The organism is Pseudomonas sp. R1-7, from assembly GCF_051132105.1.
Taxonomy (GTDB): Bacteria; Pseudomonadota; Gammaproteobacteria; order Pseudomonadales; family Pseudomonadaceae; genus Aquipseudomonas.
Genome location: NZ_CP071661.1, coordinates 13522 through 25675, shown reverse-complemented (window position 1 = coordinate 25675; position 12154 = coordinate 13522). Strand labels below are relative to the sequence as shown.

The window sequence follows — 12154 nt, the reverse complement described above, 5'->3', positions numbered from 1 at the left end:
TCCACACGCAGCTTGCTCATCGGCCATGATTTATCAATGTGTTAACGGTGGTAAAGACGACCAACGGTCGGTGGATAAGCTCTGTGGATAACCCCGCCTGAGGGCATTGCACAAGTGGGGGCGAAACTCGGTGGATAACCTGCCTGTGGATAACCAGACATTCCATACACAGCTTATCCGACAGCGCAGCACAGCCTGGCCACCGCTTTCCCGCCTAGTTGTCATTCTCTGTACACGCCGCATTACAAGGCCTGAGCTTGGTTATCCACAGCTAGGCCCCGCCCTCGCTTTTATAAGCTTTACAGAAAAGCTTTAAATAATTCCCTTCTTTATTTCTATATCTAGCCCGGTGTGATGAAACCGCCGAACACGGCTGGATATCTATTTAAAGGAAACACTGGTTGGAAATTGACCTAGAGGCTTGCTTTCTCTAGAATCCCCGGTCTCTTAAAACGGGGGCCATTCCGGCCCGTTGTGGACGAACCAGGTAACACGACATGAAACGTACTTTCCAACCAAGCACTATCAAACGCGCTCGTACCCACGGTTTCCGTGCTCGCATGGCTACCAAGAATGGTCGTGCCGTCCTGTCGCGTCGTCGCGCCAAAGGTCGTGCGCGTCTGGCAGTTTGATAATCCGGCACTGGAGGTGAGTCAGGACTTCAGTCGGGAAAAGCGTCTGCTTACCCCCCGGCATTTCAAGGCAGTCTTTGACTCCCCTACCGGCAAGGTTCCGGGGAAAAATCTCCTGCTCCTTGCGCGCAGCAACGATCTCGATCACCCCCGTCTAGGGTTGGTTATCGGGAAAAAGAGCGTCAAGCTCTCCGTTCAGCGCAATCGCCTCAAACGTCTGATGCGCGAATCGTTTCGCCTGAACCAGGATTCACTGGTGGGGTGGGACATTGTTATCGTCGCGCGCAAAGGTTTGGGTGACGTAGAAAACCCCGAATTGATTCAGCATTTCGGCAAGCTCTGGAAGCGCCTGGCTCGTAACAAGCCAGCACCAGCAGTCAACACCGAAACTGTAGGGGTAGACAGTACCGATGCGTAAACTGGCACTCGTTCCGATCCAGTTTTATCGCTACGCCATTAGTCCCCTGATGGCCAGCCACTGTCGTTTCTACCCCAGTTGTTCCTGCTACGCGTATGAAGCCATAGAAAATCATGGCCTTCTGCGCGGTGGCTGGCTGACCTTTCGTCGTTTAGGTCGCTGTCATCCGTGGAATCCCGGCGGTTATGACCCGGTTCCGCCTATCCCTACCTCCCGTTCTTCTTCGATGGCCGAGTAATCATGGATATCAAACGCACGATCCTGATCGTCGCCCTGGCAATCGTGTCCTACGTCATGGTCCTTAAGTGGAACCAGGACTATGGCCAAGCTGCCCTGCCGACTCAGAATGTTGCAGCCAGCAATACCGCACCGAGCCTACCGGACACCGCAGTTGGCAATAATACCGCCAGCAATGACGACGTTCCGCGCGCGGCAAGCGATACCAGTGCCCCAGCTGAAGCCCCCGTGGCCGCAAGCAAGGATCTGATCCAAGTCAAGACAGACGTACTCGACCTGGCGATCGATCCACAAGGTGGCGACGTCGCCCAGTTGAAGCTGCCACTGTACCCACGTCGCCAGGACCATCCGGAAATCCCGTTCCAGTTGTTCGACAACGGCAACGAGCGCACTTATCTGGCCCAAAGCGGCTTGATTGGCGCTAACGGTCCGGACGCCAACCCGGCCGGTCGTCCGGTTTATTCCGCCGAGAAGAAGGTTTACCAACTGGCTGATGGTCAAGACCAACTGGTTGTTGACCTGAAATTCAGCAAGGACGGCGTCAACTACATCAAGCGTTTCACTCTTAAGCGCGGCCTGTATGACGTGACGGTGTCTTACCTGGTCGACAACCAGAGCAGCCAACCTTGGTCCGGCGCGATGTTCGCGCAGCTCAAGCGTGATGCCAGCGACGATCCTTCTTCCAGCACCGCCACCGGCACCGCGACTTACCTGGGCGCCGCCCTGTGGACAAGTTCCGAGCCGTACAAAAAAGTGTCCATGAAAGACATGGACAAGGCCCAGCTGAAAGAAACCGTGCAAGGTGGCTGGGTTGCCTGGTTGCAACATTACTTTGTAACCGCGTGGATCCCGCAAAAAGGCGAAAGCAACGTCGTCCAGACGCGCAAAGACAGCAAAGGCAACTACATCGTCGGCTACACCGGCCCCGCTTTGACAGCAGCATCTGGTGCGAAAGTCGAAACCAGCGCCATTCTGTACGCCGGTCCAAAGAGCCAGGCTGTACTTAAAGAGTTGTCCCCAGGCCTGGAGCTGACTGTCGACTACGGCTTCCTGTGGTTCATTGCCCAGCCAATCTTCTGGCTGCTGCAACATATCCACAGCCTCGTCGGCAACTGGGGTTGGTCGATCATCTTCCTCACCATGCTGATCAAGGGGATCTTCTTCCCATTGTCGGCCGCCAGCTACAAGTCGATGGCGCGCATGCGTGCAGTGGCGCCGAAACTGGCTGCCCTGAAAGAACAACATGGCGATGACCGGCAGAAAATGTCCCAGGCCATGATGGAGCTGTACAAGAAAGAGAAGATCAACCCGCTGGGTGGTTGCTTGCCTATTCTCGTACAAATGCCCGTTTTCCTCGCGCTCTACTGGGTTCTGCTGGAAAGCGTGGAGATGCGTCAGGCACCGTTCATGCTGTGGATTACCGACCTGTCGATCAAGGATCCGTTCTTCATCCTGCCGATCATCATGGGCGCCACCATGTTCATCCAGCAGCAGCTGAACCCAACGCCTCCGGACCCGATGCAGGCGAAGGTCATGAAAATGATGCCAATCATCTTCACCTTCTTCTTCCTGTGGTTCCCGGCCGGTCTTGTGCTGTACTGGGTTGTGAACAACGTGTTGTCCATCACGCAACAGTGGTACATCACGCGTAAGATCGAAGCGGCAACGAAAAAAGCCGAGGCGTAGCTTGCTCTGTGGATAACCACACAAAACGCCCCCTAGTGGGGCGTTTTGCTATCTGTCACTTTTGTCTGGATACCGCTTTATGAGCGCACCGCGTGAAACCATTGCCGCCGTCGCCACCGCCCAAGGTCGCGGCGGTGTCGGCATTGTCCGCATTTCCGGGCCGTTGGCCAGTGTCGCGGCCAAGGCTATCAGCGGCCGTGAACTCAAACCGCGGTTCGCTCACTACGGGCCGTTCCTTGATGGGCAGCAGCAAGTGTTGGATGAAGGACTGGCCTTGTATTTCCCGGGGCCTAACTCATTCACCGGCGAAGACGTCCTGGAGCTGCAGGGTCACGGCGGCCCAGTTGTCCTGGACATGCTGCTCAAGCGTTGCCTCGAGCTGGGCTGTCGCCTGGCGCGACCGGGGGAATTCAGTGAACGGGCCTTTCTCAACGACAAACTCGACCTGGCCCAGGCCGAGGCGATTGCCGATCTGATTGAAGCGAGCTCTGCGCAAGCGGCCCGCAACGCATTGCGATCCTTGCAGGGGGCGTTTTCCCAACGTGTGCATAACCTCACCGAGCAATTGATCGGCCTGCGGATCTATGTCGAGGCCGCGATCGATTTCCCGGAGGAAGAAATCGACTTCCTCGCCGATGGCCATGTGCTGAGCATGCTCGACAAGGTGCGCGATGAGTTATCCACAGTGCTTCGTGAAGCGGGCCAAGGCGCGTTGTTGCGTGACGGGATGACGGTGGTGATCGCCGGGCGACCGAACGCCGGCAAATCCAGCCTGCTGAATGCCCTGGCCGGACGTGAGGCTGCTATCGTCACCGAGATTGCCGGCACCACCCGGGATATCTTGCGTGAACATATCCACATCGATGGCATGCCGCTGCACGTGGTGGACACTGCAGGCTTGCGCGACACCGATGACCAAGTCGAAAAAATCGGCGTTGAACGCGCCCTCAAGGCCATTGGTGAAGCGGATCGGGTATTGCTGGTGGTGGATGCCACCGCGCCTGAAGCGGATGATCCCTTTGCCCTGTGGCCTGAATTCCTTGAAATCCGCCCGGATCCCTCGAAAGTCACGCTGATTCGTAACAAGGCTGACCTGACGGGGGAAGCGATTGTCCTAGAGGTCAGCGCTGACGGCCATGTCACCATCAGCCTGAGCGCGAAGTCGGCGGGTGAAGGGCTGGAATTGCTGCGCGAGCACCTCAAGGCATGCATGGGTTATGAGCAGACTTCGGAAAGCAGTTTCAGCGCACGCCGTCGGCACCTGGAAGCGTTGCGCCATGCCAGCGCGGCCCTGGAGCACGGGCGCGCCCAGCTGACCTTGGCGGGTGCTGGTGAGTTGTTGGCCGAGGATCTTCGCCAAGCGCAGCAATCCCTCGGAGAAATTACCGGCGCTTTCAGCTCTGATGACCTGCTGGGGCGGATCTTCTCCAGCTTCTGCATCGGTAAATAGCCCCGCCTTTCCCACCGGGTTTGTCCTCGAAAACTATCGAGCGCAACACAAACCCGGCTCCTCCATTCTTTTTGAACGAATTGCCCTTGATGGCGGCTTGCCCGTGGGCGCCGCGACGCCCACTTTTGGCTGTTTTCTGTGGATTAAGCCCTGTGAATAACTGCCTTTGAGGTCGGTTGATAAAGCCCCTCCAAAACTGAAGATAAATCGCTCTGTGGATAACCACCTCATTCATCCACAGGCTTACACCGGTTATCCAAGCCCTTCATGGGCACCTGGCCACAGGGTTTTGGATCTCTGTACACATTGTAAAATAAGGCCTACAGGCATTTATCCACAGATTGGTGGCCCAGTAAGAATAAACATAAAAACAAAGATTCTATAAATTTCTTTCTTTTTTATTTTTTTAACCGCGAGTTCTCCACAGCTGGTTAAATTTTGTGCAAAGGGTTCTTTAGAAAGGGCGAAGTCCCTATACTTGCCGACCTGGCTCGAAAAACGCCCAGGGCCAGACTCAAAACCTATTTCCGAATTACCTGAATAAAGCAGGCACGAGGTGCGTGGTGGATTTCCCTTCCCGTTTTGAAGTGATCGTCATCGGCGGCGGTCATGCCGGTACCGAGGCAGCACTTGCATCAGCACGCATGGGGGCCAAGACCCTGTTGCTGACGCATAACGTGGAAACCCTCGGCGCGATGAGCTGCAACCCAGCCATTGGTGGCATCGGCAAAAGCCACTTGGTCAAGGAAATCGATGCCCTCGGCGGCGCGATGGCCATGGCCACCGATAAGGGTGGTATCCAGTTTCGCGTATTGAACAGCCGCAAAGGCCCAGCCGTGCGCGCAACCCGCGCCCAGGCCGACCGAGTCCTGTACAAGGCCGCTGTTCGTGAAATCCTGGAAAATCAGCCGAACCTGTGGATATTTCAACAAGCGGCCGATGATTTGATCGTCGAGCAGGACCAAGTACGTGGTGTCGTCACTCAAATGGGCCTGCGTTTCTTCGCCGACTCCGTGGTGTTGACCACCGGGACCTTCCTCGGCGGACTTATCCACATCGGCTTGCAGAATTTTTCCGGCGGGCGCGCCGGGGATCCGCCGTCGATCGCCTTGGCACACCGTCTGCGTGAGTTGCCATTGCGTGTCGGACGCCTGAAGACCGGTACGCCACCTCGCATCGACGGCAAGTCTGTGGATTTTTCGGTGATGACCGAGCAACCTGGCGATACTCCGATCCCGGTGATGTCGTTCATGGGCAACAAGGAACAGCATCCACGGCAGGTCAGTTGCTGGATCACCCATACCAACGCCCGCACCCACGAAATCATCGCGGCGAACCTCGATCGTTCGCCGATGTATTCCGCTGCCGGTGAAATCGAAGGTGTCGGTCCGCGCTATTGCCCGTCGATCGAAGACAAGATCCATCGTTTTGCCGACAAGGAAAGCCATCAGGTGTTCATCGAGCCGGAAGGTTTGACCACCCATGAGCTGTATCCGAACGGGATATCCACAAGTCTGCCGTTCGACGTGCAATTGCAAATCGTCCAATCGATCCGCGGCATGGAAAACGCCCACATCGTTCGCCCGGGCTACGCCATCGAATACGACTACTTCGATCCGCGCGATCTGAAGTACAGCCTGGAAACCAAAGCTATTGGCGGTCTGTTCTTCGCCGGGCAGATCAACGGCACCACCGGTTACGAAGAAGCCGGCGCCCAAGGACTGTTGGCCGGTGCCAACGCGGCACTGCGTGCCCAGGGCAAAGACAGCTGGTGCCCGCGCCGCGACGAGGCGTACATCGGTGTGCTGGTGGACGACCTGATTACCCTGGGTACCCAGGAACCGTATCGGATGTTCACCTCCCGCGCCGAATATCGCCTGATCCTGCGTGAAGACAACGCCGACCTGCGCCTGACCGAGAAAGGTCGCGAGCTGGGGTTGGTGGATGACGCGCGCTGGGCCGCGTTCTGCAAGAAACGCGAGAGTATCGAGCTGGAAGAGCAACGCCTGAAAAGCACCTGGGTTCGTCCCGGTACCGAGCAGGGCGATGCCATCGCGACGAAATTCGGTACGCCGCTGACCCACGAATACAATCTGCTCAACCTGTTGAGCCGCCCCGAAATCGATTACGCCGGGCTGGTGGAAGTGACCGGTCAGGGCGCGGAAGATCCGCAAGTGGCCGAGCAGGTCGAGATCAAGACCAAGTACGCCGGTTACATCGACCGCCAGCAGGATGAAATCGCTCGCCTGCGCGCCAGCGAGGACACCAAGCTGCCTGTGGATATCGATTACACCGGCATTTCCGGGTTGTCGAAGGAGATCCAGAGCAAGCTCGGTGCGACCCGTCCAGAGACCCTGGGCCAGGCTTCGCGCATTCCCGGTGTCACGCCGGCGGCGATCTCCCTGTTGATGATTCATTTGAAAAAACGCGGCGCGGGCCGCCAGTTGGAGCAAAGCGCTTGAGTTCGATGGTCACCTCGCAACATGCTGAAGAGTTATCCACAGGTGCCCGTGAGCTCGGCGTCAGCCTGACCGAAGCCCAGCACGCGCAACTGCTGGGTTATCTGGCGCTGTTGATCAAATGGAACAAGGCCTACAACCTGACCGCCGTGCGCGATCCGGATGAAATGGTCTCGCGGCATTTGCTCGACAGTCTCAGCGTGATGTCCTTCATCGAAAACGGTCGCTGGCTGGATGTCGGCAGCGGCGGTGGCATGCCGGGCATTCCGCTGGCGATCCTGTTTCCCGACTCGCAAGTGACCTGTCTGGACAGCAACGGCAAGAAAACCCGCTTCCTGACCCAGGTCAAACTCGAATTAAAACTGGATAATCTGCAAGTTATCCACAGCCGCGTCGAAGCATTCCAGCCTGCCGAGCCGTTCAATGGGATCATCTCCCGGGCGTTCAGCAGCATGGAGAACTTCAGCAACTGGACTCGCCACCTGGGCGACGCCGATACACGCTGGCTGGCAATGAAGGGCGTTCATCCGGCCGATGAGCTGGTAGCATTGCCGGCAGACTTCCACCTCGATAGCGAACATGCCTTGGCCGTCCCCGGTTGCCAAGGCCAACGCCATCTGCTGATACTGCGCCGCACGGCATGATTGGGAACACGAGCAAGAATGGCTAAGGTATTCGCGATAGCGAACCAGAAAGGTGGTGTGGGCAAGACCACCACCTGCATCAACCTCGCAGCATCCCTGGTCGCGACCAAGCGCCGGGTGCTGTTGATCGATCTCGATCCACAGGGCAACGCCACCATGGGCAGCGGTGTGGACAAACATGGCCTGGAAAACTCCATCTACGACGTCCTGATCGGCGAATGCGATCTGGGCCAGGCCATGCACTTCTCCGAGCACGGCGGTTATCAACTGCTGCCGGCCAACCGTGACCTGACGGCGGCCGAAGTGGTGCTGCTGGAAATGCAGATGAAAGAAAGCCGTCTGCGCAGCGCCTTGGCGCCGATCCGGGAAAACTACGACTACATCCTGATCGATTGCCCGCCGTCGCTGTCGATGCTGACCCTCAACGCGCTGGTGGCAGCCGATGGGGTGATTATTCCCATGCAGTGTGAGTACTTCGCCCTGGAAGGGTTAAGCGACCTTGTGGATAACATCAAGCGCATCGCCGAACTGCTGAACCCTGAGTTGAAGGTCGAGGGCCTGTTGCGGACCATGTACGATCCGCGCCTGAGCCTGATGAATGACGTTTCCGCCCAGCTCAAGGAGCATTTCGGCGAGCAGCTGTACGACACCGTCATCCCACGCAACATCCGCCTGGCCGAAGCGCCGAGCTACGGCATGCCGGCCTTGGCCTACGACAAACAATCCCGTGGTGCGCTGGCCTACCTGGCCCTGGCGGGCGAGATGGTTCGCCGTCAGCGCCGCCAGCCACGCATCGCTGCAGCCCAGCCAACTTAAGGAAACCCCATGGCCGTCAAGAAACGAGGTCTCGGACGTGGACTGGATGCGCTGCTCAGCGGTCCGACCGTCAGTTCGCTGGAAGAACAGGCTGTCCAAGTCGATCAGCGCGAGCTGCAACATTTGCCCCTGGACCTGATCCAGCGCGGCAAATACCAGCCGCGCCGGGACATGGACCCGCAGGCACTGGAAGAACTGGCGCAGTCCATCAAGACCCAGGGCGTGATGCAACCGATCGTGGTGCGACCGATCGCCGACGGACGTTTCGAAATCATCGCTGGCGAACGTCGCTGGCGCGCCAGCCAGCAGGCCGGGCAGGAAACCATTCCGGCGATGGTCCGTGATGTGCCGGACGAAACCGCCATTGCCATGGCGCTGATCGAGAATATCCAGCGCGAAGACCTCAACCCGATCGAAGAAGCTGTGGCCCTGCAACGTCTGCAGCAAGAGTTCCAGCTGACCCAGCAGCAGGTCGCCGAAGCGGTGGGCAAGTCCCGGGTGACAGTGGCCAACCTGCTGCGCCTGATTGCCTTGCCCGAAGTCATCAAGACCATGCTGTCCCATGGCGACCTGGAAATGGGTCATGCCCGGGCATTGCTCGGTTTGCCGGAAAATCAACAGGTTGAAGGGGCGCGACATGTTGTCGCACGCGGGCTGACCGTGCGCCAAACCGAGGCACTGGTCCGTCAGTGGTTGAGCGGGAAACCTGCGCCTGTCGAAGCGGCAAAACCTGATCCGGATATCGCTCGCCTGGAACAGCGGCTGGCCGAGCGCCTAGGCTCTGCGGTGCAGATTCGCCACGGAAAGAAGGGCAAAGGGCAGCTGGTGATCGGCTATAACTCCCTCGATGAGCTGCAAGGTGTTCTTGCGCACATTCGCTGAAACAATTGCTCTTGTAGCGCGCAGTCGGAAATCACTACCTGAAGGTTGAATAGGGGCAGAACCGCCCCTATACTCTGCGCGCATTTTGTCGGCACAAATTATGCCAAGTTATTGAATTCAGGCAGCCGACCATTGGAGAGCAAAAGCGATGGAAACACGCACGCCAAACCGCTTGCCGTTCCATCGTCTGGCTGTTTTCCCGGTGTTGATGGCCCAGTTCGTCGTTGTACTGATCGCCGCGTTGGCGCTTTGGCAATGGAAGGGAGTCGTCGCCGGATACTCGGGTCTTTGCGGAGGCCTGATAGCCTTGCTTCCCAATATTTACTTCGCTCACAGGGCATTTCGGTTTTCCGGCGCCCGAGCAGCCCAAGCCATCGTCCGGTCTTTTTATGCCGGCGAGGCGGGGAAACTGATTTTGACGGCAGTGCTGTTTGCACTGACGTTCGCAGGTGTGAAGCCACTGGCGCCGCTGGCGGTATTCGGCGTGTTCCTGCTGACCCAGATGGTCAGCTGGTTCGCTCCCCTGCTAATGAGAACAAGACTTTCGAGACCTTAGGGCGTTTGAGGCAACCATGGCAGAGACAACCGCTTCGGGCTATATCCAGCACCACTTGCAGAACCTGACCTTCGGGCAGCTACCCAATGGCGGCTGGGGCTTTGCTCACACCGCAGCAGAAGCCAAGGAAATGGGCTTCTGGGCTTTCCACGTCGACACTCTCGGCTGGTCGGTCGCGTTGGGTCTGATCTTCGTCTTTCTTTTCCGCATGGCGGCCAAGAAAGCGACTTCGGGTCAGCCTGGTGCACTGCAGAACTTCGTTGAAGTATTGGTCGAATTCGTCGATGGCAGCGTGAAAGACAGCTTCCATGGCCGTAGCCCGGTGATCGCACCGCTGGCGCTGACCATCTTCGTCTGGGTGTTCCTGATGAACGCCATCGACCTGGTACCGGTCGACTGGATTCCTCAACTGGCCATCCTGATCTCCGGCGATGCTCACATCCCGTTCCGCGCCGTGTCGACCACTGACCCGAACGCGACCTTGGGCATGGCGTTCTCGGTGTTCGCACTGATCATTTTCTACAGCATCAAGGTCAAGGGCATCGGCGGCTTCATCGGCGAACTGACCCTGCACCCGTTCGGCAGCAAGAACATCCTCGTTCAAGCGTTGCTGATCCCGGTGAACTTCCTCCTGGAATTCGTGACCCTGATCGCCAAGCCAATCTCTCTGGCCCTGCGTCTGTTCGGCAACATGTATGCCGGCGAGCTGGTGTTCATCCTCATCGCTGTGATGTTCGGCAGCGGCCTGCTCTGGCTCAGCGGCCTGGGCGTGGTGCTGCAATGGGCGTGGGCTGTGTTCCACATCCTGATCATCACCCTGCAGGCGTTCATCTTCATGATGCTGACCATCGTCTACCTGTCGATGGCGCACGAAGAAAACCATTAAGGCCAGTCTCGACTAGTCTGATGTCCTTCCCGGTCAAACGGGAAGGGGCCCGAACGGGCTCGATGAAACGATTTGTTTTACCGCTTTAATCTAAAAAACCTAAACCATACGACGTAAAAGTCGGGAGGAAAGATGGAAACTGTAGTTGGTCTAACCGCTATCGCTGTTGCACTGTTGATCGGCCTGGGCGCACTGGGTACCGCAATTGGTTTCGGCCTGTTGGGCGGCAAGTTCCTGGAAGGCGCCGCGCGTCAGCCAGAAATGGTTCCAATGCTGCAAGTCAAAATGTTCATCGTTGCCGGTCTGCTCGACGCCGTAACCATGATCGGTGTTGGTATCGCTCTGTTCTTCACCTTTGCGAACCCGTTCGTTGGTCAGATCGCTGGCTGATTACTCGGATTTTCCGGGTAATTTGGTGTGATGGACAACGTAACTGCGAGGTGTTGGCGTGAACATTAATGCGACCCTGATTGGCCAGTCCGTTGCGTTCCTGATTTTTGTACTGTTCTGCATGAAGTTCGTATGGCCTCCGGTCATTGCGGCATTGCACGAACGTCAAAAGAAGATCGCTGATGGTCTGGACGCTGCCAGCCGAGCAGCTCGCGACCTGGAGTTGGCCCATGAGAAAGTGGGTCAGCAACTGCGCGAAGCGAAAGCTCAGGCAGCTGAAATCATCGAGCAAGCCAAGAAGCGCGGTACGCAGATTGTCGACGAAGCCCGTGAACAGGCTCGCGTCGAAGCTGACCGTGTGAAGGCTCAGGCTCAAGCCGAGATCGAACAGGAACTCAACAGCGTCAAAGACGCGCTGCGCGCCCAAGTGGGTAGCCTGGCCGTTGGCGGTGCTTCGAAGATCCTGGGTGCCACAATCGATCAAAACGCGCACGCAGAGCTGGTAAACCAACTGGCTGCTGAAATCTAAGCGAGGGCGATCATGGCAGAACTGACCACGTTGGCCCGACCTTACGCTAAGGCGGCCTTCGAGCACGCTCAGGCCCACCAGCAACTGGCCAATTGGTCAGCCATGCTCGGCCTGGCAGCAGCGGTGTCGCAAGACGACACCATGCAGCGCGTGCTCAAGGCCCCGCGACTGACGAGCGCAGAAAAGGCCGCCACGTTCATTGACGTGTGCGGCGACAAGTTCGATGCCAAGGCACAGAATTTCATCCATGTCGTTGCCGAAAACGACCGTCTCCCGCTTCTGCCGGAGATTGCCGCTCTGTTCGACCTGTACAAGGCCGAGCAAGAGAAGTCGGTAGACGTGGAAGTGACCAGTGCTTTTGCATTGAACCAAGAACAGCAAGACAAACTCGCCAAGGTTCTCAGTGCACGACTCAACCGGGAAGTGCGCCTGCAAGTCGAGGAAGACAAGTCCCTGATAGGGGGCGTTGTAATCCGCGCCGGCGACCTGGTTATCGATGGCTCGATTCGCGGCAAAATCGCGAAACTTGCCGAAGCATTGAAATCTTGAGTTTGAAGGGGCAGCAGAGC

The 12154-nt window shown here is 57.6% G+C and carries 14 protein-coding genes; all 14 read left to right on the top strand.

Going from position 1 to position 12154, the window contains the following annotated elements; all coding sequences use genetic code 11:
- Positions 1-497: 497 nt before the first annotated feature.
- The 14 genes from rpmH (at position 498) to J3P79_RS00065 (ending at position 12134) form a co-directional block, all read left to right on the top strand.
- A complete protein-coding gene (rpmH, locus tag J3P79_RS00130; protein WP_003213577.1) occupies positions 498-632 on the top strand; it encodes a 50S ribosomal protein L34 in 135 nt (44 codons plus the stop codon).
- A gap of 16 nt (positions 633-648) precedes the next feature.
- On the top strand, positions 649-1050 hold the full coding sequence (gene rnpA / locus J3P79_RS00125) for a ribonuclease P protein component (RefSeq protein WP_039593248.1): 402 nt from the start codon (positions 649-651) through the stop codon (positions 1048-1050).
- Entirely contained in the window at positions 1043-1288 is a 246-nt protein-coding gene (gene yidD, locus J3P79_RS00120) for a membrane protein insertion efficiency factor YidD (RefSeq protein WP_010465488.1), read from the top strand. Before rnpA ends, yidD begins: the two co-directional genes overlap by 8 nt.
- 2 nt (positions 1289-1290) lie before the next feature.
- Positions 1291-2973: a membrane protein insertase YidC gene (gene yidC / locus J3P79_RS00115; protein WP_434607198.1), complete on the top strand. Its 1683-nt coding sequence runs from the start codon at positions 1291-1293 to the stop codon at positions 2971-2973.
- A 79-nt stretch (positions 2974-3052) separates the two neighbouring features.
- Positions 3053-4423: a tRNA uridine-5-carboxymethylaminomethyl(34) synthesis GTPase MnmE gene (mnmE, locus tag J3P79_RS00110; RefSeq protein ID WP_434607195.1), complete on the top strand. Its 1371-nt coding sequence runs from the start codon at positions 3053-3055 to the stop codon at positions 4421-4423.
- A 563-nt stretch (positions 4424-4986) separates the two neighbouring features.
- Entirely contained in the window at positions 4987-6885 is a 1899-nt protein-coding gene (mnmG, locus tag J3P79_RS00105; RefSeq protein ID WP_434607194.1) for a tRNA uridine-5-carboxymethylaminomethyl(34) synthesis enzyme MnmG, read from the top strand.
- 5 nt (positions 6886-6890) lie between these two features.
- Complete coding sequence (gene rsmG, locus J3P79_RS00100; RefSeq protein WP_192261863.1) at positions 6891-7526, top strand: 16S rRNA (guanine(527)-N(7))-methyltransferase RsmG; 636 nt, start codon at positions 6891-6893, stop codon at positions 7524-7526.
- 18 nt (positions 7527-7544) lie between these two features.
- The gene (locus tag J3P79_RS00095) at positions 7545-8342 is read left to right on the top strand and encodes a ParA family protein (protein ID WP_039593177.1); all 798 of its coding nucleotides are present in this window, start codon (positions 7545-7547) and stop codon (positions 8340-8342) included.
- A gap of 9 nt (positions 8343-8351) precedes the next feature.
- Positions 8352-9224 carry a ParB/RepB/Spo0J family partition protein gene (locus J3P79_RS00090; protein ID WP_434607192.1) on the top strand — a complete coding sequence of 291 codons (873 nt, stop codon included), beginning with the start codon at positions 8352-8354 and terminating at the stop codon, positions 9222-9224.
- Positions 9225-9372: 148 nt separating this feature from the next.
- Positions 9373-9780 carry a F0F1 ATP synthase subunit I gene (locus J3P79_RS00085; protein ID WP_039593179.1) on the top strand — a complete coding sequence of 136 codons (408 nt, stop codon included), beginning with the start codon at positions 9373-9375 and terminating at the stop codon, positions 9778-9780.
- Between the two features lie 16 nt (positions 9781-9796).
- Positions 9797-10666, top strand: coding sequence for a F0F1 ATP synthase subunit A (gene atpB, locus J3P79_RS00080; protein ID WP_434607190.1), 870 nt, complete (start codon positions 9797-9799; stop codon positions 10664-10666).
- A 132-nt stretch (positions 10667-10798) separates the two neighbouring features.
- Positions 10799-11056, top strand: a complete 258-nt coding sequence (atpE, locus tag J3P79_RS00075; RefSeq protein WP_003097235.1) for a F0F1 ATP synthase subunit C — start codon at positions 10799-10801, stop codon at positions 11054-11056.
- Between the two features lie 58 nt (positions 11057-11114).
- A complete protein-coding gene (locus tag J3P79_RS00070; protein WP_030139033.1) occupies positions 11115-11585 on the top strand; it encodes a F0F1 ATP synthase subunit B in 471 nt (156 codons plus the stop codon).
- Between the two features lie 12 nt (positions 11586-11597).
- Positions 11598-12134 carry a F0F1 ATP synthase subunit delta gene (locus J3P79_RS00065; protein ID WP_003187192.1) on the top strand — a complete coding sequence of 179 codons (537 nt, stop codon included), beginning with the start codon at positions 11598-11600 and terminating at the stop codon, positions 12132-12134.
- Positions 12135-12154: the final 20 nt, after the last annotated feature.

Excerpts from the sequence above, each read along its gene's own strand:
- J3P79_RS00095 (WP_039593177.1), top strand. The coding sequence starts at position 7,545 with ATGGCTAAGGTATTCGCGATAGCGAACCAGAAAGGTGGTGTGGGCAAG.
- yidC (WP_434607198.1), top strand. The coding sequence starts at position 1,291 with ATGGATATCAAACGCACGATCCTGATCGTCGCCCTGGCAATCGTGTCC.
- rpmH (WP_003213577.1), top strand. The coding sequence starts at position 498 with ATGAAACGTACTTTCCAACCAAGCACTATCAAACGCGCTCGTACCCAC.
- yidD (WP_010465488.1), top strand. The coding sequence starts at position 1,043 with ATGCGTAAACTGGCACTCGTTCCGATCCAGTTTTATCGCTACGCCATT.
- atpB (WP_434607190.1), top strand. The coding sequence starts at position 9,797 with ATGGCAGAGACAACCGCTTCGGGCTATATCCAGCACCACTTGCAGAAC.
- rsmG (WP_192261863.1), top strand. The coding sequence starts at position 6,891 with ATGGTCACCTCGCAACATGCTGAAGAGTTATCCACAGGTGCCCGTGAG.
- atpE (WP_003097235.1), top strand. The coding sequence starts at position 10,799 with ATGGAAACTGTAGTTGGTCTAACCGCTATCGCTGTTGCACTGTTGATC.
- J3P79_RS00090 (WP_434607192.1), top strand. The coding sequence starts at position 8,352 with ATGGCCGTCAAGAAACGAGGTCTCGGACGTGGACTGGATGCGCTGCTC.
- J3P79_RS00085 (WP_039593179.1), top strand. The coding sequence starts at position 9,373 with ATGGAAACACGCACGCCAAACCGCTTGCCGTTCCATCGTCTGGCTGTT.
- J3P79_RS00065 (WP_003187192.1), top strand. The coding sequence starts at position 11,598 with ATGGCAGAACTGACCACGTTGGCCCGACCTTACGCTAAGGCGGCCTTC.
- mnmE (WP_434607195.1), top strand. The coding sequence starts at position 3,053 with ATGAGCGCACCGCGTGAAACCATTGCCGCCGTCGCCACCGCCCAAGGT.